The organism is Pseudomonas sp. A39 (genome assembly GCF_058145955.1).
Genome location: NZ_JBYVMD010000043.1, coordinates 17,080 through 38,708, shown reverse-complemented (window position 1 = coordinate 38,708; position 21,629 = coordinate 17,080). Strand labels below are relative to the sequence as shown.

Annotated in this window: 21 protein-coding genes; 5 read left to right on the top strand and 16 right to left on the bottom strand. The window is 61.9% G+C overall.

Features of this window, described 5'->3' with window-relative positions; genetic code table 11:
* Positions 1-4 precede the first annotated feature (4 nt).
* Positions 5-1,909: an asparagine synthase (glutamine-hydrolyzing) gene (asnB, locus tag AC3ZU9_RS25405; protein WP_046036720.1), complete on the top strand. Its 1,905-nt coding sequence runs from the start codon at positions 5-7 to the stop codon at positions 1,907-1,909.
* A 53-nt stretch (positions 1,910-1,962) separates the two neighbouring features.
* The gene (locus AC3ZU9_RS25400) at positions 1,963-2,865 is read left to right on the top strand and encodes an amino acid metabolite efflux pump (RefSeq protein WP_012723668.1); all 903 of its coding nucleotides are present in this window, start codon (positions 1,963-1,965) and stop codon (positions 2,863-2,865) included.
* A 45-nt stretch (positions 2,866-2,910) separates the two neighbouring features.
* On the opposite strand, the gene AC3ZU9_RS25395 is transcribed toward AC3ZU9_RS25400, so the two are convergent.
* Positions 2,911-3,216 carry an XRE family transcriptional regulator gene (locus AC3ZU9_RS25395; protein WP_012723667.1) on the bottom strand — a complete coding sequence of 102 codons (306 nt, stop codon included), beginning with the start codon at positions 3,214-3,216 and terminating at the stop codon, positions 2,911-2,913.
* Complete coding sequence (locus tag AC3ZU9_RS25390; RefSeq protein WP_012723666.1) at positions 3,209-3,574, bottom strand: type II toxin-antitoxin system RelE/ParE family toxin; 366 nt, start codon at positions 3,572-3,574, stop codon at positions 3,209-3,211. Before AC3ZU9_RS25390 ends, AC3ZU9_RS25395 begins: the two co-directional genes overlap by 8 nt.
* Before the next feature lie 222 nt (positions 3,575-3,796).
* Here AC3ZU9_RS25390 and AC3ZU9_RS25385 point away from each other — a divergent pair, with 222 nt between their 5' ends.
* Positions 3,797-5,605: a monovalent cation:proton antiporter-2 (CPA2) family protein gene (locus AC3ZU9_RS25385; RefSeq protein ID WP_490091504.1), complete on the top strand. Its 1,809-nt coding sequence runs from the start codon at positions 3,797-3,799 to the stop codon at positions 5,603-5,605.
* A gap of 72 nt (positions 5,606-5,677) precedes the next feature.
* Positions 5,678-6,232: a DcrB/PsbP domain-containing protein gene (locus AC3ZU9_RS25380; protein WP_490091503.1), complete on the top strand. Its 555-nt coding sequence runs from the start codon at positions 5,678-5,680 to the stop codon at positions 6,230-6,232.
* A 64-nt stretch (positions 6,233-6,296) separates the two neighbouring features.
* Here the strand turns inward: AC3ZU9_RS25380 and AC3ZU9_RS25375 are convergent, their stop codons facing one another.
* The 4 genes from AC3ZU9_RS25375 to AC3ZU9_RS25360 are packed head-to-tail and all read right to left on the bottom strand — an operon-like array spanning position 6,297 to position 8,979.
* Positions 6,297-7,016 carry an alpha/beta hydrolase gene (locus tag AC3ZU9_RS25375; RefSeq protein ID WP_122811654.1) on the bottom strand — a complete coding sequence of 240 codons (720 nt, stop codon included), beginning with the start codon at positions 7,014-7,016 and terminating at the stop codon, positions 6,297-6,299.
* An 11-nt stretch (positions 7,017-7,027) separates the two neighbouring features.
* Positions 7,028-7,783, bottom strand: a complete 756-nt coding sequence (gene cobF / locus AC3ZU9_RS25370; protein ID WP_102060594.1) for a precorrin-6A synthase (deacetylating) — start codon at positions 7,781-7,783, stop codon at positions 7,028-7,030.
* A gap of 45 nt (positions 7,784-7,828) precedes the next feature.
* The gene (locus AC3ZU9_RS25365; RefSeq protein ID WP_046036724.1) at positions 7,829-8,383 is read right to left on the bottom strand and encodes a histidine phosphatase family protein; all 555 of its coding nucleotides are present in this window, start codon (positions 8,381-8,383) and stop codon (positions 7,829-7,831) included.
* Positions 8,384-8,430: 47 nt separating this feature from the next.
* Positions 8,431-8,979 carry a DUF4865 family protein gene (locus AC3ZU9_RS25360; protein ID WP_489096396.1) on the bottom strand — a complete coding sequence of 183 codons (549 nt, stop codon included), beginning with the start codon at positions 8,977-8,979 and terminating at the stop codon, positions 8,431-8,433.
* 93 nt (positions 8,980-9,072) lie between these two features.
* Between AC3ZU9_RS25360 and AC3ZU9_RS25355 the strand changes: the two genes are divergently transcribed.
* A complete protein-coding gene (locus AC3ZU9_RS25355; RefSeq protein WP_490091502.1) occupies positions 9,073-9,939 on the top strand; it encodes a LysR family transcriptional regulator in 867 nt (288 codons plus the stop codon).
* Positions 9,940-10,120: 181 nt separating this feature from the next.
* Here AC3ZU9_RS25355 and AC3ZU9_RS25350 read toward each other — a convergent pair whose 3' ends face one another.
* The 10 genes from AC3ZU9_RS25350 to AC3ZU9_RS25305 are packed head-to-tail and all read right to left on the bottom strand — an operon-like array spanning position 10,121 to position 20,179.
* Positions 10,121-11,116 carry a LysR family transcriptional regulator gene (locus AC3ZU9_RS25350; RefSeq protein WP_012723658.1) on the bottom strand — a complete coding sequence of 332 codons (996 nt, stop codon included), beginning with the start codon at positions 11,114-11,116 and terminating at the stop codon, positions 10,121-10,123.
* Between the two features lie 50 nt (positions 11,117-11,166).
* The gene (locus tag AC3ZU9_RS25345; RefSeq protein WP_046036725.1) at positions 11,167-12,108 is read right to left on the bottom strand and encodes a peptidylprolyl isomerase; all 942 of its coding nucleotides are present in this window, start codon (positions 12,106-12,108) and stop codon (positions 11,167-11,169) included.
* Positions 12,105-12,566, bottom strand: coding sequence for a YbjN domain-containing protein (locus tag AC3ZU9_RS25340; protein ID WP_012723656.1), 462 nt, complete (start codon positions 12,564-12,566; stop codon positions 12,105-12,107). Before AC3ZU9_RS25340 ends, AC3ZU9_RS25345 begins: the two co-directional genes overlap by 4 nt.
* Before the next feature lie 20 nt (positions 12,567-12,586).
* Positions 12,587-13,213 carry a DNA repair protein gene (locus AC3ZU9_RS25335; RefSeq protein WP_490091501.1) on the bottom strand — a complete coding sequence of 209 codons (627 nt, stop codon included), beginning with the start codon at positions 13,211-13,213 and terminating at the stop codon, positions 12,587-12,589.
* A gap of 18 nt (positions 13,214-13,231) precedes the next feature.
* On the bottom strand, positions 13,232-14,932 hold the full coding sequence (locus tag AC3ZU9_RS25330; protein ID WP_012723654.1) for a putative porin: 1,701 nt from the start codon (positions 14,930-14,932) through the stop codon (positions 13,232-13,234).
* A gap of 41 nt (positions 14,933-14,973) precedes the next feature.
* On the bottom strand, positions 14,974-15,678 hold the full coding sequence (locus tag AC3ZU9_RS25325) for an energy transducer TonB family protein (protein WP_012723653.1): 705 nt from the start codon (positions 15,676-15,678) through the stop codon (positions 14,974-14,976).
* A gap of 3 nt (positions 15,679-15,681) precedes the next feature.
* On the bottom strand, positions 15,682-16,107 hold the full coding sequence (locus AC3ZU9_RS25320; protein ID WP_010211136.1) for an ExbD/TolR family protein: 426 nt from the start codon (positions 16,105-16,107) through the stop codon (positions 15,682-15,684).
* A gap of 11 nt (positions 16,108-16,118) precedes the next feature.
* The gene (locus tag AC3ZU9_RS25315) at positions 16,119-17,918 is read right to left on the bottom strand and encodes a DUF2341 domain-containing protein (RefSeq protein ID WP_490091500.1); all 1,800 of its coding nucleotides are present in this window, start codon (positions 17,916-17,918) and stop codon (positions 16,119-16,121) included.
* 24 nt (positions 17,919-17,942) lie between these two features.
* Complete coding sequence (locus AC3ZU9_RS25310) at positions 17,943-19,526, bottom strand: ShlB/FhaC/HecB family hemolysin secretion/activation protein (RefSeq protein ID WP_043205186.1); 1,584 nt, start codon at positions 19,524-19,526, stop codon at positions 17,943-17,945.
* A gap of 59 nt (positions 19,527-19,585) precedes the next feature.
* A complete protein-coding gene (locus AC3ZU9_RS25305; protein WP_043205185.1) occupies positions 19,586-20,179 on the bottom strand; it encodes a transposase in 594 nt (197 codons plus the stop codon).
* Positions 20,180-21,629 lie beyond the last annotated feature (1,450 nt).

The following is a 21,629-nucleotide window of genomic DNA, read 5'->3' as shown; positions in this document are numbered from 1 at the left end:
TGTCATGTGTGGATACATTGGCGTCTTTGCCAAACAACCTCGTGCGTTCAACCCCAACCTGTTCGATGCCGCCCTGCGTGCGATCCATCATCGTGGCCCGGACAGCTCCAGCCAGTGGTTCGACCCCAAGGGCCAGGCCGCTTTCGGTTATGTGCGCCTGGGCCTGGTCGGCCTGGGTAACGGCACCCAGCCGATCGTCGCCGATGAAGGCGACCTGGTGATGATGGTCAACGGCGAGTTCTATGACTATCAACGCATTCGTACGGAGCTGGAGGGCTACGGTTGCCGCTTCAAGACCTCGTCCGACAGCGAAATCGCCATGCACCTGTACCGCCGTCACGGCGTACGCGGCCTCAAGCAACTGCGCGGCGAGTTCTCCATTCTGATCTTCGATCGCCTGCGCAAAAAGCTGTTTGCCGTGCGTGACCGAGTGGGCGTCAAGCCGCTGTACTACACCGAGCATGAAGGCGCCTGGTACTTCGCGTCCGAAATCAAAGCCTTGCTCGCCGCCGGCGTGCCCGCAGAGTGGGACCACGAAGCCTACGCCAACCGGGGCTTTATCCTGCGCGACCGTACCGTGTTCAACAACATTCGCAGCGTCAAACCCGGCTGCTGGATCATCGCTGACGAAAGCGGCCTGCAAACCGAACAGTATTGGGACTGGGATTTCCCCGACGCCCAGGCCACCGAGCAACGCAGTGAAGCCGAGATGATCGACTCGCTGCGCCACACCATCGAAGAATCCGTGCGCCTGCGTTTGCACGCCGATGTGCCGGTGGGTGTGTGCCTCAGCGGCGGCCTGGACTCCTCGGCCATGCTGGGCATCGCCACCGAACTGACCGGCCAGCCGCTGCAGGCCTTCCACTTGTCCTTCGAAGGCGAGCAGGCCTACGACGAACGCCAGTACGCTGAAATTGCCGCCCGGCATAACCGCGCCCACCTCAATGTGCTGTCGGTGAACTCCGCCGACATGGCGGACAACTTCGAAAACGCTCTGTGGCACGCCGAGATGCCCTTCGCCAACGCCCATAGCGTGGCCAAGTACCTGCTGTGCAAATACGTGCAGAACCAGGGCATGCGCGCGGTATTGACCGGTGAAGGCGCCGACGAAGTCTTCGGTGGCTACCCGCACTATCGCCGCGACATGGTGTTGTACAACCACGAAAACCAAGACCCGACGGCAATCGCCGAGCTCGCCCGCCGCCTGCACGCCAGCGAAGATCGCTACCTGCCCGGCGGCAAGAACGATGTGAAATGGGTGCAGGACGAACTGGGCCACGGCGTGTCCTGGCTGCAAACCCAATCAGCGTTGTTCGGGCCTCTGGCGCAGTTGTACAGCGATGACTTCCGTGAGCGCTTCAGCAATACCGACGCCTATCGCGAGTTCTACGACCGTCTGAGCCCACGGGCGCTGAACGGCTGGGAACCGGTCAACCGCTCGCTGTACATGGTCGCCAAGTCGAGCCTGCCCAACGTGGTGCTGACCTCCCTGGGCGACCGCATGGAAATGGCCGGCAGCCTGGAAGGCCGCCCACCGCTGCTCGACCACCAAGTGATCGAGGCCGCCTGCCGCCTGCCGGTGAACATGAAAGTGCGCGGCGCCACCGAGAAATACGCCCTGCGCGAAGCCATGCGCCCGTATGTGCCGCAGGCCGTGCTGGACCGCAAGAAGCAATACTTCCGCGCGCCGCCGGCGTCCGAGAGCCCGCAATCGAAGCTGTATGAAATGATCAACGACGTGTTGAGCGGCCCGGCACTGAGCAACGTGCCGTTCTTCGAGCCACGTAAAGTACGCGCCTTGCTGGCAACCCTGCCAAGCTTGTCCCCCGCCCAACGCGCCTCGGCAGACAATCTGCTGATGGAAATCGCCGGGCTGTGCCTGATGCAAAAACGGTTCGCCTTGAACTGACTTTCCGGCGGCACATCGCAATTGCGCTGTGCCGCCTGACCCAAGGAGGGTCCATGCTGAAAAAACATTTGTCACTTGCCGTGCTCGTCACCCTGGTGTGGGGGGTCAATTTCCCCATCACCAAACTGGGCCTGCGCGCCATCGATCCGTTTGTGCTCACGGGTATCCGCTTTGCCCTCGCCGCCCTGCCGCTGGTGTTCTTTATCAAGCGTCCTGCCGTTAAATTCAGCTACGTGGCCGCCTACGGTTTTATCTTCGGGTTGGGCATGTGGGGCGTGATCAACTACGGCATCCAGGTGGGTGTGAGCCCTGGTATTGCCTCATTGATCATTCAACTCAGCGTGTTCTTCACCATGGGCTGGGGCTTTGTGCTGTTCAAAGAGAAGATCCGTGGCGCGCAGATGATCGGCGCGGTATTGGCCTTGATCGGCCTCGCAGGGATCATTTCCACCCAGCAAGGCAACCATGCCGTGCTGGGCGTGATGCTGATCGTCCTCAGTGCGGTGGCCTGGAGCGTGGGCAATGTGATCATCAAGAAGTCCGGGGTGAAAGAGATCTTCTCGTTCATGGTGTGGGCCAGCCTGATCCCGCCGATTCCGCTGTTCCTCACGGCCTGGCTGATGCACGGCAGCGCCGCGTTCGAAGGTTTGCAAGCCAGCCTCGACCTGACGGCGATCCTGTCGATCCTGTTCCAGGTGTATTTGGCCACGCACTTTGCGTACTGGGGCTGGAACTCGCTGCTCAAGCTGTACCCGGTGTCCACCGTGGCGCCCCTGTCGTTGCTGATCCCGGTATTCGGCATCACCAGCTCCATGCTGATGCTCGACGAGCGCATTTCCACGCCTAACCTGATCTCGATCGGCATCATCATCGCCGGGTTGGCGGTGGGGTTGTATCGCCGGCCGGCGAACCTGGCTCCAACCAGCCAAGGCGCGGTGATGCAGGCGGAAAAGTAAGCCCGCCCGAAAAAGCCCGGCGCATGGCCGGGCGACTGCCAACCTTCAATACGCGAAATTGTCGATCTTGACCTGGCCATCGGGGAAGGTCGCGATAATCTCCAGTTCGCCGCCCATTGCACGGATGTAATCGCGCAACGTGCTGATGTACATGTCGGTACGCCGCTCCATCTTGGAGACGGCCGCCTGGTTGATGTTCAATGCCTTCGCCAGGCTTTGCTGGCTCAACTGCTGGGCTTTGCGCAGCTCATGCAGGGGCATTTGCTGCAGGTGTTGCTGGAACAACTGCTTGGCTTCAGCACGCGCTTGTGGCGTCATGCGGGCTTGAAGTTCGGCGAATTTCTTAGCCATGGTTACGGCCCTCTCTACACAAAGTTTGCAAATGTACGTCGTACAACTTTTCTGCCACCGGGACGTGTTGGTCATACCAGCGGTGCTGCCCGGTCTTGTCCCCACCCATCAGTAATACCGCGCATCGCCGTGGATCAAATGCGTACAGCACCCGATAAGGGCGCCCCGCGTGTTGTAGGCGCAGTTCCCGCAGGTTGCCGTGCCGGGAACCTTTGATATCGCTGCTGTGGGGAAAGCCCAAGCCCGGTCCGAAAAGCCCCAGCAGGTCAACGCTGGCGGATACCGACACTTGCTCCTTTGTCCCCAAACCCGCCCACCAGTCTCCGAATTCATCCGTGTATTCAATGTCCCAATCCATGCAAATATGCCACCCAAGGAATATAAACTCAAGAGCATAAAACGTAGTAGATAAACTGGACGAGCCGCCACCCGCCGCCCTTGGGAAATTGTTTGTACATCCTTCCGCCCTGACAGCAATGCCTCTCAGCACGATCACGCGCTGCAAAAACACAATTATCGACCTGTAAAAAGCGCTCTAATACCCGCCTGTTGATTGGTTTTAAAGATCCTGGAGTTCGCAATGCCCCATGAAGGCAACCTGTTACAAGCAGCCGTGGTGTTCCTGCTCGCCGCCGTGCTGACCGTGCCCCTGGCCAAACGCCTGCAACTGGGCGCGGTGCTGGGCTATCTGTTCGCCGGTGTGATCATCGGCCCGTCGGTGCTGGGGTTAATCGGTAACCCGCAAAGTGTCGCGCAGTTCTCCGAGCTGGGCGTGGTGCTGCTGCTGTTTATCATCGGGTTGGAGCTGTCGCCCAAGCGTTTATGGGTGATGCGCAAGGCGGTATTCGGCGTCGGCCTGGCCCAGGTGCTGCTCACGGGCCTGGTGATGGGTGTTGTCGCGTTATGGCTGTTTGGCCAGTCGTGGAACAGTGCCATCGTGCTCGGCCTTGGCCTGGCGCTCTCCTCCACCGCGTTTGGCCTGCAAAGCCTGGCCGAGCGCAAAGAGCTGAACCAACCCCATGGTCGCCTGGCGTTTGCCATTTTGCTGTTCCAGGACATCGCTGCGATCCCGCTGATCGCCATGGTGCCGCTGCTGGCCGGCAGCGATCACCCGATCACCGAAGCCCAGGGCCTGCAGCATGTGTTGCAGATCCTCGGCAGCATCGCCGTGGTGATCATCGGCGGTCGCTACCTGTTGCGGCCGGTGTTTCGCATCGTCGCCAAGACTGGCCTGCGTGAAGTCTCCACCGCTACGGCGTTGCTGGTGGTGATCGGTACCGCCTGGTTGATGGAGCTGGTGGGCGTGTCCATGGCCCTAGGCGCCTTCCTCGCCGGCCTGCTGCTGGCGGATTCGGAATACCGCCACGAACTGGAATCCCAGATCGAACCGTTCAAGGGCCTGCTGCTGGGCCTGTTCTTTATCAGCGTGGGCATGGGCGCCAACCTCAGCCTGCTGCTCAGTTCGCCGCTGGTGGTGATCGGGCTGACGCTGCTGCTGATCGGCCTGAAGCTGCCGCTGTTGTACGCGGTGGGCCGTATGGTCGGTGATCTCAATCGCGAGAGCGCCCTGCGCCTGGGTGTGGTGCTGGCAGCGGGCGGTGAGTTTGCTTTTGTGGTGTTCAAGATCGGCCGCGACCAAGGCCTGTTCGACCCCCACCTCTACGATGTGCTCGTACTGACCATTACCCTGTCCATGGCGGTGACGCCGCTGCTGCTGTTGGTGTGCCCGAAGCTGTTCAAGCCCAAGGTCAAGACCGTGGAAGTGCCCGAGGAATACCGCACCATCGAAAGCGACGCGCCGCGTGTGGTGATCGCCGGGATGGGCCGTATGGGCCAGATCGTGGCGCGGATCCTGCGCGCGCAGAACATCTCGTTTATCGCGCTGGACACCTCGGTGGAAACCATCGAGCTGACCCGCAGCTTCGGCGGCATGCCGGTGTTCTACGGTGACCCGCAACGCCCCGAGATCCTGCACGCGGCCAAAGTCGACCAGGCGGAGTTTTTTGTGATCGCCATGGACGACCCGGAGATCAACATCAAGACCGCCGAGCTGGTGCGCAACCTCTACCCGCACATGAAGATCATCGCCCGCGCACGTAACCGCCAGCACGTGCACCGCCTGGTCGACCTGGATGCCTCGCCGATTCGCGAGACCTTCTACTCCAGCCTCGAAATGAGCCGCCGCACCCTGGTCGGCCTGGGGTTGAGCCAGGCCCAGGCCGATGCGCGCATCACCCGCTTCAAAAACCATGACTTGCAGGTACTGGCCGCGCAACACGCGGTCTACGACGACGCCGCCAAAGTCATGCAAACCGCCCAGGAAGCCCGGGCTGAATTGGCAAGGCTGTTTGAAATGGATCGGCTTGAGGAAGAGTCCGACAAGGTGTGAGGCTTCGGATGAACGATTTTGCGAAAATTCTGACAGAATACGCCGCAATTTCGTTCATCCCTGGAGCGCTTCATGGCCACTTTCACCAAGACCGCCGCCTTGCTGGTCCTCGCGCTGACCGCCGGCAGCGTGTTCGCCGCCGCTAAGCCAACCACGCAAACCATCTCCACCTTGGGCGGCAAGTTCACCTTCAACCTGCCCAAGGCCTACGCTGCCGACACCCTGCCCGCCGGCAAAGCCGAAGATGGCACCGCCGATACCCAAGGCACGATGTACGCTAACCAGACCACGAAAAGTGTGGTGATCGTCGCCGAAACCGTGCGCAACGACGGGGTAACCATCGGGGATAACGACGCGAAATTCCTTGATGGCGCCGTGGCCGGCTTCGTCAAGGACCAAGGCGCGGCGCTGCCTGACTTCAAGAAAAAGGGCGAGAAAAAACTGACCTTCAAGGGCCTGGGCCTGCGCCAGGTGGACAGCACCGCCACCCAAGGCGGCGGCAAGACGCTGAACTCCACGTTCCTGGCCGGTTCGGGCAATCACTTGCTGGTGATTCAGGCGATTTCGCGCGCGGATGATGCGAAGGGGCATGCGGCGCTGGTGAAGTTGATTACCGGCGGGAAATAACAGTCTTCCCAACAACTCGGTCCAAATGTGGGAGCAAGCCCCCTCCCACAGTGTTCGACCGCGTTTAATTCAGGCTTTTTTCCAGCCAGGCTTTGAGGTCCTGCACTTCCGCTGCACTGACGGTATGGTTCATTCCCGAATAACCATGAAACTCCGGCTTCAACCCCAACCCCGTCAACACCTCATTCGCCCGGGTCGCCGAGGTAAAGGGCAACGCCTGGTCCAACGTGCCGTGGCCGATGAAGATCGCCAATTTACCCAGTGACTCATCCGGCTTCAGCTCAGCCTTGAGCACCGGCAACACGCTGCCACTCAACGCCGCAATCCCACGCACCAGCTCCGGCCGGCGCAAGCCCACCTCGTAGGACATGATCGCGCCCTGGCTGAAGCCGACCAGGAACACCCGGTCAGGTTGAGTGTGGTACTTGGTGGTGGCTTTGCCGACAAAATCCTCGATCAACGTGGCGCTGCGCTGCAGGTCGGCGGTCTCCCCATCGTAATCGCCGTCACCGGGCGTCTTGGTAAACCAGCGATAGCCGTGCGGGTCCACCGGCATCGGCGCACGGGCCGACAGGTAAGTCCAGGTAGACGGCAGCGCATCCTTGATGCCGAACAAGTCTTCCTCGTTGCTGCCAAACCCGTGCAGGAAGATCACCAGCGGCTGGTTGCGCGCATCGCCCTGGGTCTGTTCCAGGTACGACAACGGCAAGTCGGTATGCAGCGTATCGTCGGCATGAGCGGCACCGGCCACCAGGGTCAGCGCCAGGGCAAACAATTTGAGCATGGGACGTTACCTCAGGGTTTGCGGAGCAGATAAGTGTCCATGATCCAGCCATTTTGCAGGCGCGCCGCCTTGCGCACCCGTTCGATTTCTTCAGCCACGTCACTCACTTTGCCACTGATCAGTATCTCGTCCGGGGTGCCCAGGTAGGCGCCCCAATAGATATCCAGATCCTGCGCCGCCACCGTACGGTACGAGTCTTCGGCGTCGAGCATGACCACCAAGGTGTCGGCGTCGCTGGCCTGCCCCGCCGCCAGACGGCGCCCGGTCGTAATCTCGACCGACTTGCCGATGCGGTTCAGCGGGACTTTGTGCTGGGCGGCCAGGGCCTGCACGCTGGTGATGCCGGGGATCACTTCAAACTCAAAGGTGCAGCGGCCACTGGCCAGGATCGCCTGCAGGATGCGAATGGTGCTGTCGTACAACGCAGGGTCGCCCCAAGCCAGGAAAGCGCCCACTTCACCGTCAGCCATTTCTTCGTTGATCATGCGTTCGAAGGTCTGCTGCTTGTCGCGGTTGAGGTCCTGCACGGCGGTGGTGTAATCGATGTCGCCGCGCACACGCTCGGGGCAATCGGCCTCGACGAAGCGGTAGCCCGGCTCGGTGATGTAGGTCTCGCAGATCTCGCGGCGCAGGTCGATCAACTTGTCTTTGCTCTGGCCCTTGTCCATCAGGAAAAATACGTCGGTGCGGTTGAGCGCCTTCACGGCCTGCATCGTGATGTAGTCAGGGTTGCCGGCGCCAATGCCGATGATCAGGATGCGTTTCATGGGTTGCTCTCAGTGCGGGGCGTGGATTTTGCCATGTTCAGGCGCCTAGGCGTGAGTGTCCAGGCGCAGGCGCCAGAGGTTGTTGAAACGCAGCTCAGTGGCGGACAGCGGTTCGACGTCGATCCGGTAGAACATCGACAGTGGAAACTGCATGACGTGCCACATCGCGGCACGGATCACAAAGGGATGAGTGATTGCCACGACATGGCCGGGCTGGGATTCGAGGGTTTTCATCCACTCTCCCACCCGCCAGCAGATCTGCTCGACCGACTCGCCCCCATGGGGCGCGCACGTGGCGTCAGTGAGCCAAGTGTTCAGCGTGTCACTCTCCAACTGGCCGATGTCCTGGCCCTTCCACTGCCCGAAATCAGCATCGCGCAACGCGAACTCGATCACCCCGTCATCGCCGAACAAGCCTGCCGTCTGCCGCGTCCTGGCCTCAGGCCCACATAACAGGCGCCGGGTTTTCTTATAGCGATCAGCCAGCGACAACGCCGAGCCTTGCCAATCCATCACCACCGCCTCGTCATCAGGAAAACGCCCCTGTTTTTGCAAAGGCGTGACGGCGTGGCAAATGAGCGTCAAACGAGTGGTGTGCATTGCAGAGTGCTTGAGACCAAAAAGATAAGGCCTCAAGACTGGCGCAGTTATGGCTGGGGCGCAACGCCTTGTGCCAGGTAGAGCACGTGGTAACCCGTGCCTTGACGCGCCTCGTCCAGCGCTGCGGACGACAACGTAAACCGAACCAACCGCCAAGCCTGTACATCCAGCGCCAGGCACACCGCGAACGTGTCACTGCGCCCCGCCACCTGCTGATTACGCCGTTTCTCCTCAGCCAATAGGCTGGCGCGGTCCGCTCCGGGCTCCAGCGGCCACGCCTCGCGATACACACTCAACGCGCCCTGCGCCGGCCCCCACTGCACATCCAGCGGTAACCAACTCTCGATATGTGGGCGACCAAAGCTGTCGAGCACTTTCTGAAAACGCTCGCCGAGTAAAAAGTCAGCGGCCTGCAACGGATCGGCCCACAAGTAGACCGACGAATACACATTGCCACCGCGCTCCTGGGCGATAAACGCCTTGAACAGCAACCCCTCGGCGTTATCCCACAATGGCCCCAATTGCGCAGCGCGGCGGCGAATCACGCCCATGTCGTAGTCGGCAGGCAAACGGTGTGAATACTGTTTGGCAAACATGCGAGAACTCCTGTGCAAGATGAGGATTCAGCTTGCGCAGCCGCGATGATTTCAACAAGATATCAGCCGATATAAGTGCGATAAGGATTCAATATGACTGACGCGCTCAAACCGCTGGACATCGACACCGTCCAGGCTTTCGTACGGGTGGCCGATTTCGCCAGTTTCACCCGCGCCGCCGAAGCCCTCGACACCTCCCAGGCGGCGATCAGCCTCAAGCTCAAGCGCCTGGAAGAACGCCTCGGCTATCGCTTGCTCGAACGCACGCCCCGGCATGTGCGGCTGTCGCCCCAAGGCGAACACTTCATAGTCGCCGCCCGCGCCTTGCTCAACGCCCATGAACGCGCCTTGGGCGATATGGCCAGCCACGCACTCCGCCGCCTGGTGATCGGTATCAGCGACCACGTGGCCGGTCCCGACTTGCCAACCTGGCTCAGCCGCCTGGCCGCCTACGACCCGTTAGTGATCCTCGAAGTGCGCATTGCCTCCTCCCGCGAGCTGGTCGCCGCCTTCGATCGCAATGAGCTGGACGCCGTGATCGTGCGCAACGAGGGCGAGCGCCAGGACGGCGAAGTATTGGCGGTAGAACGTTTTGGCTGGTTCGCCGCCCCCACCTGGCAACACAGCCCCGGCACGCCCCTGCGCATGGCGACCATGGCCGCGCCCTGCGGCGTGCGGCACTTGGCGACCCGTGCACTGGACGCGGCGCGCATCGACTGGACCGAAGTATTTGTCGGCGGCGGCGTCATGGCCGTCGGCGCCGCCGTCAGCGCCGGACTCGGCGTCGCCGCCCTCGCCCACCGCGTGGCACCGTCTGGCGCGGTGGACGTGAGCGAGCAATACGGCTTGCCCACCCTACCCGTGAGTGAAGTGGTGCTTTACAGCCGTATCAGCGATGGCCGCTCCAAGGAAACCTTGCGCGCATTAAGCGCAACCTTCCGGGGTGCATTGCAACGCTGAGTTCGGATTGGCCCGCCTGCCTTTCTGTCACCTTGCCTGGCCCGCCGCACACCGTAGTGAGCGGGCTTGCCCCGCGCTGGGTGGCGAAGCCGCCCCAACAAGGACAGCGCGGTTCTTCAGAAGGAATAGCGGCGCCTGGTTCAGGGCGGCTTCGCCACCCAGCGCGGGGCAAGCCCGCTCACTACAAGGTAGGTGCGTTGGAGTCAAACCACTCGCGCCGTCCTTCAAATGTGCCCACGATCAACTCTACGATCATCCTTACCGCCTCAGCATCCTCCACCTGCGTATTCACCGCCAACCATACCTGCCGCTGCATGCGCGCCTCCAACAACCCCGGCAACGCCACCAAGCCTCGGTCAAAACTGCTCATGTAATGCGGCAGCAACCCAATGCACGCACCGCAGCGAATCATCTCCAGCATCAGCGAATACGCATGCACCTGCACCACTGCCGCCAAGCGTTGCTGCACCACCTGGTTCCAGGCCTGCAAAGCCTCCACCTGCGCATCGGGCTGCCATTGCACCAGCATGTAATCGTCGAGGTCTTCCACACTGTCCGGGCGTGTCGTCAACCGCGAATAACGCTTGGCGATATGCGGCAGATACTGCAAGCGCGCCAGGGCTCGCGGCGGTTCAGTGGGAAAACTCGGGCCGGGGCTCGGGCCGTCGGCATCCGACAACCACAGCACCACATCCACATCCACCGCTTGCAGGGACAACTGGCTGTCGATGGAGATGATCTCCAGGCGCACGCTGGCATTGCGGCGCAGCAAGGCGATCAGGTCGCGACCCAGGATGTCATGCAGGATCGGCTCCGCCACCGCCAGCCGAATCAATGGCTGCTCCGTCACCGGCAAGCGGCGTTCATGGGCCAGCGCGATCAGCTGCGCCTGCAATTGCTGGCCGTCACGGCTGAGCACCAAACCATTGCCCTGGTAGCTGAACAGCGAATGCCGCAGCTGCTCTTCCAACTGCGCCAGGCGCTTGCGCAGCAGCGTCGCCTTGATATTCAAGCTGCGCGCCGCTTGCATGAAACACCCGCAGCGCGCACTCACCAGAAAGTAGCGCGCCACCTCCGGGTCGATCTCATCGGCCAAGGCCAGCCAACGGCTGCGGCCCTCGGCGGGTGCGCGATAAGCGGCGGGCCCCTGGGGGGCAGACGGTTCTAGAAATGCCATGGGAGACTCCCTGTCTTGTGGTCTGTGCATCCAATGCGGGTTGACGCGTATTACTCCAGCACCTTGTTCAGCTCGGCGCCGTCGATACTCAGGGTCGCGGTGTTGAGCATGCCTTCGAGGTAAGCCTTGGCGATCTGCTCCTGGCGCTGGGCGCGCAGGGCCTGGGTCAGGCGCTCACGCAGTTCGTCGAGGGTCGCGGTGCGTGCCGGTTGCTGGCCGGTGAGTTTGAGCACATGGAACCCCGCCGCACTCTGCACCACGTCCGACACGGCCCCGACCTTGAGGCGCGACACCGCACTGCGCACTTCCGGTACCAGTTGCTGCAGGGGTTGCATGCCCGAGTCGCCACCGCGTGCGGCGGAGTCCGTGTCCTGGGAAAACTGCGTGGCCAAGGCGGCGAAATCACCCGGTGCGGCCTGGGCCCGACGGCTCAGCTCCTGGGCCTGGCGACGTACCGTGTCGAGGGTTTGCGGGTCATTCGCCGCGAGGAAAATCTGGCTCACACGGTACAACGGTGGCGTTACCCATTGCGCCTTGCCGCTGTCGTAGGCCTGCTGCAATTCAGCCGCGCTGGGGTAATCCGCCGGCACCTGGCTGACCGAGAGCATGTAGTCGCGGAACACGATCTGCTCGGTGGCGGCGCGGGTCTGTTGCTCTACCTCAGGGCGCTGGCGCCAGCCCTGGGCGTCGGCCTGTTCAAGCACGGCCTTCTGCGCCAGGCGTGAGCGGATCCAGGTTTCCAACGCACCACGGTTGCCGCGCAGTTGCTCACGGGATTCGGCCGGCAGGCTGGCCAACACGGTTTTCAGTTCAGGCAGGTCGATTTGCTGGTTGCCCAAGCGCGCCACCGCCGGCCCGCTCGCGGCTGGATTGATCACCGGCGCCGGTTGCTGCGCCGCCACCGGGTCGCTGCCCGGCCGCAGACTCAAGCCCACCGCCACCACCAGCAAGGCCAGCGCACCCGCGCCGACCATCAGGGTTGGTTTTTTCACAATACGGGTGCCTCTTCGCCCACCGCTGCGGCCTGCAACTGCGCGGTCTGCTGGCTGTATTCACGCAGGTAGACGATAAATTCCTGCAACAGGCGGTCCCACAACTCCAGCTGGCTACGCAGGTGTGTGGCGCCGACGCCGGCCACCACCACGTCCATTTCCATCAGCAGGAATTCGCCCTGCACCGACAACCGCGCAAAGCGGCGTGACGCGTTCCACACCTGGGCCAGGCCCTCGGGCAACTCGCCCTGGATACGCAGCGCACAGCTGTAGGTGAAATCCACATAGCTGCCCTGCTCTGCTGCCGGGTTGCCGAAGCGCACCGCAAAGCCGATGCCCTGGCTGGCGCTGAGCAATTGCACGACGCCATTTTGTTCGCTCGGGTTTACCCGGTAGCCGGCTTCCTGCAGCAACTCGGTGAGGCGCTGGGTGGTGACGCTGGTGATCAATTCGCTCATGGTGATCTCTTCCCTGTCTATCAATGATTGGCGGTTGTCTGGGGTGCATCAAAACGGCTCTTGTACAAATCGTCGCCAAAGCCCTGGGCCAGTTCCTCGAACTTGACCCGCGCGCTGCTGGCGAACGGCTGGCGAATACTCATCACCTCGGCCACATCGATCTTTTCGTAGGCCGCGAGCAGTTGCTGGGCCACGCCGTACATCTGTTGATTCTTGACTGAACATTGCTGCACTTGTGTGTCACGTTCGCTCAGTTGCGCCTGCAAACGGGCACGCTCGGCTTCTTTGCCCTTGGCGAGCACCAGCAGTTCGTCATAGGCCTTCTTGAACTTGCCGATCTGCTCGTTGCTGGCCGCCACCTGGGCCTGCGCCTGGCTGTGCAGGCTCTGTTGCTGGCCGGCCAATTGCTCGGCTGCGCCACGGGTCTTCTCCAGCTCAGCCGTCAGCTGCTTGATTTGCGCTTGGGCCTGCTTGGCTTGGTTTTCGGCGGCAATACGCGCGGCACTGGCCTGGGCCTGTTCGCTTTGCAGCGCCTGCAATTGCTGAGTGGTGCTGCGCAGTTGCGTGCGCAGGCGCTCCTCCATGCCTTCGGCCGCAGCGCCGGTGGTGACCAGCAGCAGTAACAGCCCGCAGATTCGCATGTTCATGTGGCATCTCCCTGCGCATCAAAAGCGCGTGTTGAGTTCCAGTTGCATCACATCAACCTCGAACGGCTGGCCATACACTTCGGAGGCGCTCAACCAACGCGCACTGGCGTAAATGTTCTTGTCGATGCCGTAGTTGGCGCCAATGAAGTAACCCTTGGCGTTGGTGCCGCCCAGGTGAAACGAAGAGTCGTTGAAGCCGTCGGGCAAGGCGTCGGGCTGGATGTACTTGTAGCCGGCCAACACGTTCCAGTCGCCGCGCTTGCGCATCTCCAGCGCGCTGCCCAGGGTGAACGACACCATCAGCGCATTGCCGCCACTTTCAAACTGGCCCTTGCTGTTGATGTTGTTGACGATCTCGCCCTCGCTGCGCTTGAGCATTTCGCCCTTGTCGTAGGCCAGGTTGTGGATGAAGTTGCCCTGGGTGCGCAGCTTGAAATCGCTGGGCAGGTCGCTGTCCCAGACCAGGTTGAGGTCCAGCACATCGAACTTGGACGCCAGGCCGACGAATTGAGGGTCCGGCGTCCTGGCCGGGTCAGTCGGGTTGGTGGTGTTGTTGCGCAGGTTGAACACCGAGTTGCCTTTTTGCATGAAGGCAACACGCGTGCCGTCAGTGTCACAGGCGGGCGCGCCCTGCCATGTGGAGCAAGGGCTGGAACGCTCGCCTTCGATGTCCTGGAACTGGTAGTAAGCGGCGGCAAGTTTGAGACGGTTGCTGCGGTTGATCTTCCAGTCAGCGCCAATCTGCCCGCCAAACAGCCATTTGGTGTCGCTGTCTTCCTTGTCGATACCATTGGTGCTGGCGGTGTCGGCGGTGTACTCGACCGGGAAGGCACCGAGGGTACCGAACAGCCCCCACTCGCTGTTGAGGCGGTGGTTGAAGATCGCGGCCACGCCGTCGAAGTTGAGGTCGTTGGAATACATCATGTCGGTGGAATAGAACGGGTTGCCGATGCGCCCGGCAGTCAACGTCATGTAGTCAGTGGTTTTCCAGGTCAGGTAACCCTGATCCAGCCAGATGTCTTTTTTGCCGAAGCCGCCGCCCAGGGTCTGGGTGGTCGACACCGGGTTATTGTCAGACCCGGTGGCGATGCGAATGCCGGCGGTCCACTCCGGCGAGATCACCGCTTTCATGCCCAGGCGTGCGCGCAGGCGGAACAGGTTCTCGCGGTCCTCGCGGGTGTTGAGCAAGGGCGGCAACTTAGTGTTGGAGTTTTTGTTGACGTCATAGGGCCCGGTGTCATTGAGCTTGGCGAAGTCGGTGATGTTGTTGCTGTTATTACCCGAAAAGTAGCGTGACTCGTCGCGCAAACGAATATCGCCATCAAAGCTGATGCGCGAGATCCAATCGGGGAAGGTATTGGGCTGTGCCCAGTTTTCCTGCTTGGCGGTGGCCATGACCTCGGCCTTGACCTGGTCGCGAATCTGATCCTTGACTGCCTGCGGCACATACTGCACACGCACATCGCCGGGCGCTGCGGTCGGTCCTGCGGCAACTACCGGCACGGCATTGGCCTGGCGTGCCTGCTGGGCCTCTTTTTCAGCCTGGGCGATCAGCCCATTGGCGGTGGCCTGGGTCAGCACACCTTGCTGCACCAGCAGACGGATCAGGTTGATGGTGACGTTTTCCGAAGGCGCAACCGGGGCTGCAGCCGCCTGGCCAACCAGGGTCGCGATGACCATGCCAACCGCCAGGGTCAGTCGATTCACGGGGGAAATCATGTGTACGCAACTCCTGTAAAAATCCGTTAAAAAAGGTTCAGTCAATCCGGGCGCCGGCCCTTGAGGGACAGGCGCATGGGCAGCGTCAGTGACGCCGGCGGCTTCTGTGCGGCACGCGGTGCACGTATCAGCGCGAGCATCTGGGCGTCGGTCTCGGCATCACCGCTGGACTTGGCCACCAGCGCTTTAGTGACTTGGCCATCGGTGCCCAACCACAGGTCTATCTGTATCGAGAAAGCCTTCTTGCGTAATTCCGGGTCTTCGCGCATCAGCCGTTGATAGGTGCCGGCCAGATACTGCTTGTACGTGCCGGTACCCAGCCCGCCGCCACCGCTGCCGGCCATGCCACCGCCCTTACCCGCGCCGATGTTGAAACCGTCATTGCCGGACTGGGCGTCGCCGTCGATCTGCATCGGGTTGGCCAGGTCTTCGTTAGGTGAAGGCGGTGCTTCCTCGGCCGGCTTGACCTCTTCGGGTTCCGGGCTGGGCACCGGCTCCGGGACTTTTTCTTCGACCTGGGGCTCGGGCTCCTTGGGTTTTTCCGGCGGCGGCGGTGGTGGCGGCGGCAACGGGATAATCGTCGGCACCTTCGGCGCTTCGCGGCGCACGCCACTCATGTCGTTGGCCCACTGCCACAAAAACCAGGCCGCCACGGCCCCCAACAACAGGCCGGCGCCCCACTTCAACGGGCGCAACGGCGGTTTCTTTTTCACCGGTATTGGCGCAATCGGGATCTGTGCGGTCATGACTCAGCCCTGACTCGGTTTGCCGGTGACCAGCCCGACCTGGGACAGCTCCAGCCGGCGCAGCAAGTCGAGTACCTCGATCACCTTCTGGTATTGCACCATCGCGTCGCCGCGCACGATCACCGGGAAGTCCGGGTTCAACGCTTTCTCGATACGCAGGCGCTCTTCCAGCTCGCCGAGGGTGACCGGGTAGGCGTCGAGGAACACCTGGCCGCCGTCGTTCACGGAAATGGCCTTGGTCTTGGCCTCCGACAACGACACCGAGGCGCTGGCCTTGGGCAGGTGAATCTGGATGCCCGAGACCTGGGCGGTGGCGGTCAAAATAAACATCACCAGCACCACCATCAGCACGTCCACCAGGGGCGTGATGTTGATGCTGTCGACGGCGGCATCGTCGTCATCGTCGTGGGAGGCATTTACGGAAGCCATGGCGATTCTCCTCAGGCAGGAACCGATGCGTGATGCGGTGCGCGGTGCGCGGCTTCACTGTGCTGGCTCTCGCCGTGCATCTCCGCCAGGCGGGTGATGAACTCGTCGACAAACACGCGCATATCCGCACTGACTTCCTTGTTGCGGGTGATCAGGCGGTTGTAGCCAAACAGCGCCGGGATCGCGACGAACAGGCCCATGGCCGTGGCCAGCAAGGCTGCGGCCATGCCCGGGGCGATGGCGTTGATGTTCACGTCACCGGCCATGGCCGTGCCGAGGAACACCACCATGATCCCCAGCACCGTCCCGAGCAGGCCGATGTACGGGCCGCCGGCGATGGCGTTGGACAGGGTCGAGAGTTTGGAACTGAGCGCCTGGTTTTCGCGGGTGCGCACGCCGTCCATGGAGCAACGGATGGCTTCGATGGTCGCGGCCGACACCGATGAGGTGTCGGCGCCTTGGGCGCGACGGGTGCGGATCTCCTTGACCGCCACCAGGTACAGGCGCCACAGCGAGGAATGGGTCAGGCGCTCGCCCAACTGGGCGTCGTCGGCGTACATCTCCAGGCGTGTGCCGATCTGCGCGAAGTGCTCACGGAACACTTCGTTGGCACTGCTTAAACGGCTGACCTGGCGGTTCTTGCGCAGCATGATGACCCAGGACTGAAACATCATCGCCACCAGCACCAGGATGATTACCCAGGCATCCACCGGTACGGCGTTGAGCAAGAAGCCCAGGCTGCCGAAACCGAAGCCGGACTGTTCTTCATCCACCCCGTAGGCCACCAGTTTCGATTCGGCGCCCTGGGCGCTGGCATCGGCCAGCAGCAGCGCGGCCGGACGCGCCACCTTGGACAGGCGCAGCTCATCGATGGCCCCGGCGAATGGCAGGTGCGTGCTGCCCGCTTCCGGCAGGTCGGCGCCGATGGCCAGCTGGGAGTTAAAGGCCGGCATGGCCACCGCGAGGGTCGCGGTTTCGCGGCCATTCACATACAGCGTGACCTTTTCACCCTCGGCGGTGAACGCCAGGTGCTGCCATTGGCCGGGGTTCAGCGGCTGGGTCGAGACAGCGCGCTGGCCGTCGATGTCCACAAACGGCATGCCCTGGTTCAAGCCCAGCAACAGGCTATGGGTGCCGTCACGCCGGGCCAGCACCACTTGCTCGCCACTGGCTTGGTCCAAGCGCAACCAGGCGCTGAAGGTGAACGCGCCGCCTGCCGCATGTTGCAGCGACGGGCTGGCCGGCAACATCACGGGTTGGCCGCCGAACTGCAAGGCGCGGCCGATCACGCCATCGATGGCGGCGCCAGTGGCGTTCAACGCGGTGTTGGCGTAAGCCGTGGTGTCCCGGGCCGGTGTGCCATTGGCGCCATCAAAATGGTAGAGCGCGGTGTAGTTCGGGTCGAAGGTCAACTGGCCGTTGGCCGTGGCCGGGGCCTTCTGGTTGCCGTAGTACATCCACAGGTCCTGGCGCTGGCCGCCTTCGACCTTGGGCACATCGACCCAGATCAGCGCCATGCCCATCAACGGGTCGAAGCTTTCGATCTGATGGTTGAACACGGTCTTGTCATCGGCACTCACAAAGCGCAGGTCGGTACCGTCATCCTTGACCCCGTCAAAGGTGAAATTACCGGTGTGCAGGCGCACCAACAGCGCGGTACGACCCAGGGCCTGGTTGATCGCGGCCCCTTGCGCGGTGGTGTCGACCGAGATCTGTTTGCGGTAGTGCCAGTCGTCCTGCCACCAGGCATGGGCGGTGGCCGGGAGCGCGAAGCCCAGGCAGATCAACAGGCTCAGGAATAGGCGTTGCATGGGTGAAGTCTCCGGAAGAAAAAGTCAGAAAGTCGCCTGCACACTGAAGTGCAGTCGCGAGTCCTGTTTCTGGGTGTTCGGTCCATCGAGCAGCGGGTAACCCCAATCCAGGCTGCCGGACAACCATTTGCTCAAACTGGCGCGGGTGCCCAGGCCGACACTGGCCAGGCTGTATTCGTCTTCTTGCTCGGGCAGTGGGTCGTGCAGGCGCATGCGCGCGCCTTCAGCGAACGCGTAGAAGCGCCACTCCTGCACATAACTGCCGAGAAACTTGGCCAGGGACGGCGTGCGCAATTCCTGGGAGAGCAAGTAGCCCTCGTCCCCGGTGCGCTCGGCCGCCAAGTAGCCGCGCACCGACGTGGCGCCGCCGGCCGAGTACTGCTCGTTGGAGACCAGCGGTCCCGAGGCGAGTTGGAAGCCGCCTTTGGTCGCCGACTGCCAATCGTTGGCGAAGGTGTAGGTGTAATTCAGGTCACCCTTGAGCACGGCAAAACTGGCGCTGGCCTTGTAGCGCTTGTAGTCGAACGCCTCGGCATCGCTGCCGTAGCCAAAGAAGGCGCGGGTACCGACGATCAGGTTCAGACCGAGGCCCAATTGGGATTGCTCGGTGTAGCGATAGCCGTTGTAGCCCAGGGTGAATGGCGCGTATTTGAGCGGCACCTGGTCACTGCTGGCGCCGAATTTCATTTCCTCGTCGAAGTCCTTGAAATCGATCCCGAACGAGAATGAGTTGGCCCAGTTACCGGCAGCCGGCAGGTTGTAGATGGCCGACACACCGTAGGAATGGCCCTTGCCCAACACGTTGCTGCCGCCGATGGTGGCAATGTTGCTGTCGGACTGGTAACCGGAGAACTGCAAGGTCCAGCGCTCATTCAACGGTGCGGTGTAGGAACCCGACCAAACCTTGGCATTCTCGGTGTCCTGGGGCGCGGTGAAGTAAGTCAGGGAAATGCTGTGGCCCAGTTGCCAAAGGTTGTCGTAGCCCAGGGTCGCGACCGACCGCAGCTTCTCGGTGTCGGCGCTGTAGTCGTTGTTCAGGCCGATGCTGGCGTGCCAAGGGTTCTGGTCTTCGACCTGCAGGTCCACATCCATGGTGCCCGGGCGCTGGCCCTCGCGTACCAGCGGCGTAACCTGGCGCCCGGCACTGCGGTTGAGCCCGGCCAGCTGGGTCTGCACCGTGGCAAAGTCCGGCACCGCGCCCTCCTCCAGTGCCGGCACCTGCTCGCGGATTTCCACCGGCGAATAGTGCTTGGCGCCGACCACGCGCACGCGGCCAACCTTGGTTTCGCTGACTTGCAGGTAGACGATGCCGTCATCGACCTTCTGCTCCGGCAGCTCGACAAACACCGACTGGTAGCCACGCGACTGGTAGATCTTCTGCAAGGCATCGCGGGCGCCTTCGATATCGCCCAGGGTCTTTTGCGGGCCGAGAAACGGATACACCGCCTCCTCAATCGTCGCCGCATCGAGCACCGTGTTGCCACGCACGAAGTACTCGTTGACGTCGACCTTGCGCGCCGCTTCCTCTTCCTCGGCCAACGCGATTTGCGTCACGCTCCCCAGCGTCACGCAACACAGCGCCAGCGTTAATTTGAACAGATGCTCCACACCGCCCCCTGACATTCTGATTTTATCCGCCGCCGCCGATTGCCCGGCGCAAGGCCTGCTCAATTGCTGGTGATCGAGGTGTTGCCGTGGCGGGCCAGCCAGGTGTGCAACAGGGCGAAGTTCAGCGAGAACTCCGGCATGTGCAGCAAGGCGCCACAAAACACGTCACCGATGATTTTCTGGATGAGTTGCACCGCACGCGGGTTGTTCAGCAGCGTGGCGATGTCGCGGGTCAGTGCCTGGATGCTCCAGACCTTCTGGTTGAGGTCCAGGCCGACGAACCAGCGGAACAGCAGGTTGTAGTTCAGCTGTTCATGCAGTTGCTGCTCGCTGGGTACCGAATACAGCAATTGCAGCAGCAGAATCTGCAGCACGGTCTGCGGGGCGATCGACATCGGGGCTTCGGCCACCAGCCAGTCGCGGTGCTGGTCGAGCACTTCATCGATCTGCGGGCGCAGCAACACCAGGGAATGGCTGGCCGGGATGTAGCTGGAGACTTCCTTGCGGGTGCCCTGCCAATCGTCCTGGGAGACGATCCATACCCAAGGCGCGCCGTAGCGATAGACCGACACCGGCTTCTTGCGCGCCGCTTCGACGATCTTCGACAGGCGCTGGTCGAGCTCCTGCATGCCCACTTTCGAGTAACGTTCCATAGTTCCCATCGCCCCACTCCTGGCATCCTGCTTGCGGCTGAAAAGCCCACCTTTCTGGTGGGCTCAAGCGCGTTACACAGGAGAGACGGGAGTGGCTGGGGACTACCGAACTTTTGTCATGAAAGCTTCATTTTGGATTGGGTGGGGGGCAATTTTTTGTGGTGTCTATATCCGTTATTTGGGGGGTGACTGGTATGGGTTCCGCCCTGACACCGGGGCATCCACCTGATGCATGGAGATCAAACTGTGGGAGGGGGCTTGCTCCCGATAGCAGGGTGTCAGCTCATGCATCTGTGACTGCCCCACCGCCATCGGGGGCAAGCCCCCTCCCACACTTAACCGAGATCGACAGTAAGAACCCGGCCGGCTCTAAGGCCGCCACTCTCGGCTGAGGAATCAACCAGCCCTGCCTTTGCTCCACACCACTCAGGTCGGCTACCAGGCCGCCGTGCTCTTGCTTTTGATCTTGATCTTAGGCGCCCCGTCAAACACGCTGGGCGCCTAAGATCAAGATCACAAGCCAGATCAAAAGCAGGCTGATATCTACCTGATGCATGGAGATCAAACTGTGGGAGGGGGCTTGCTCCCGATAGCAGTGTGTCAGCTCATGCATCTGTGACTGCCCCACCGCCATCGGGGGCAAGCCCCCTCCCACACTTAACCGAGATCGACAGTAAGAACCCGGCCGGCTCTAAGGCCGCCACTCTCGGCTGAGGAATCAACCAGCCCTGCCTTTGCTCCACACCACTCAGGTCGGCTACCAGGCCGCCGTGCTCTTGCTTTTGATCTTGATCTTAGGCGCCCCGTCAAACACGCTGGGCGCCTAAGATCAAGATCACAAGCCAGATCAAAAGCAGGCTGATATCTACCTGATGCATGGAGATCAAACTGTGGGAGGGGACTTGCTCCCTCCCACACTTAACCGAGATCGACAGTAAGAACCCGGCCGGCTCCAGGCCGCTGCTCTGGGCCGAGGGATCACTCAGATCTGCTTTTGCTCTACACCACTCAGGTCGGCTACCAGGCCGCCGTGCTCTTGCTTTTGATCTTGATCTGGGGCGCCCCGTCAAACACGCTGGCCGAACGCAGGCTTGAATCCGTGGGTAACCCGGCAGGACGCCGGGTTAGCCGCCCCGCGCCATGGATGGCGCGTGGCGGCGGCCCACGGATTCAAGCCGGAGTGAGGGCACACCGAGCCTAGGCGAGGTGCCGAGTGTTGGGGCGAAGCGTTTTTGGTTACTTTTGGCGCTCTTCCAAAAGTGACCCGCCGTAAGGGCGGAACCCATTTCAGCCGTTACCTAAACAACGGATATGTACCCCACCCACACCACCAACGTCGACAAAAGAGCACATCCTGCGATCAATACCATTGCTGTCTTTATCCAACTCAAGACCGAACACTACCGCAAAAAAACAGGGCGATCATTGATCGCCCCAAACGGTACATCGA

What these genes read in the sequence shown, in the direction of transcription:
- asnB (WP_046036720.1), top strand. Translation starts at nt 5, where the DNA reads ATGTGTGGATACATTGGCGTCTTTGCCAAACAACCTCGTGCGTTCAAC.
- AC3ZU9_RS25400 (WP_012723668.1), top strand. Translation starts at nt 1,963, where the DNA reads ATGCTGAAAAAACATTTGTCACTTGCCGTGCTCGTCACCCTGGTGTGG.
- AC3ZU9_RS25395 (WP_012723667.1), bottom strand. Translation starts at nt 3,216, where the DNA reads ATGGCTAAGAAATTCGCCGAACTTCAAGCCCGCATGACGCCACAAGCG.
- AC3ZU9_RS25390 (WP_012723666.1), bottom strand. Translation starts at nt 3,574, where the DNA reads ATGGATTGGGACATTGAATACACGGATGAATTCGGAGACTGGTGGGCG.
- AC3ZU9_RS25385 (WP_490091504.1), top strand. Translation starts at nt 3,797, where the DNA reads ATGCCCCATGAAGGCAACCTGTTACAAGCAGCCGTGGTGTTCCTGCTC.
- AC3ZU9_RS25380 (WP_490091503.1), top strand. Translation starts at nt 5,678, where the DNA reads ATGGCCACTTTCACCAAGACCGCCGCCTTGCTGGTCCTCGCGCTGACC.
- AC3ZU9_RS25375 (WP_122811654.1), bottom strand. Translation starts at nt 7,016, where the DNA reads ATGCTCAAATTGTTTGCCCTGGCGCTGACCCTGGTGGCCGGTGCCGCT.
- cobF (WP_102060594.1), bottom strand. Translation starts at nt 7,783, where the DNA reads ATGAAACGCATCCTGATCATCGGCATTGGCGCCGGCAACCCTGACTAC.
- AC3ZU9_RS25365 (WP_046036724.1), bottom strand. Translation starts at nt 8,383, where the DNA reads ATGCACACCACTCGTTTGACGCTCATTTGCCACGCCGTCACGCCTTTG.
- AC3ZU9_RS25360 (WP_489096396.1), bottom strand. Translation starts at nt 8,979, where the DNA reads ATGTTTGCCAAACAGTATTCACACCGTTTGCCTGCCGACTACGACATG.
- AC3ZU9_RS25355 (WP_490091502.1), top strand. Translation starts at nt 9,073, where the DNA reads ATGACTGACGCGCTCAAACCGCTGGACATCGACACCGTCCAGGCTTTC.
- AC3ZU9_RS25350 (WP_012723658.1), bottom strand. Translation starts at nt 11,116, where the DNA reads ATGGCATTTCTAGAACCGTCTGCCCCCCAGGGGCCCGCCGCTTATCGC.
- AC3ZU9_RS25340 (WP_012723656.1), bottom strand. Translation starts at nt 12,566, where the DNA reads ATGAGCGAATTGATCACCAGCGTCACCACCCAGCGCCTCACCGAGTTG.
- AC3ZU9_RS25335 (WP_490091501.1), bottom strand. Translation starts at nt 13,213, where the DNA reads ATGAACATGCGAATCTGCGGGCTGTTACTGCTGCTGGTCACCACCGGC.
- AC3ZU9_RS25330 (WP_012723654.1), bottom strand. Translation starts at nt 14,932, where the DNA reads ATGATTTCCCCCGTGAATCGACTGACCCTGGCGGTTGGCATGGTCATC.
- AC3ZU9_RS25325 (WP_012723653.1), bottom strand. Translation starts at nt 15,678, where the DNA reads ATGACCGCACAGATCCCGATTGCGCCAATACCGGTGAAAAAGAAACCG.
- AC3ZU9_RS25320 (WP_010211136.1), bottom strand. Translation starts at nt 16,107, where the DNA reads ATGGCTTCCGTAAATGCCTCCCACGACGATGACGACGATGCCGCCGTC.
- AC3ZU9_RS25315 (WP_490091500.1), bottom strand. Translation starts at nt 17,918, where the DNA reads ATGCAACGCCTATTCCTGAGCCTGTTGATCTGCCTGGGCTTCGCGCTC.
- AC3ZU9_RS25305 (WP_043205185.1), bottom strand. Translation starts at nt 20,179, where the DNA reads ATGGAACGTTACTCGAAAGTGGGCATGCAGGAGCTCGACCAGCGCCTG.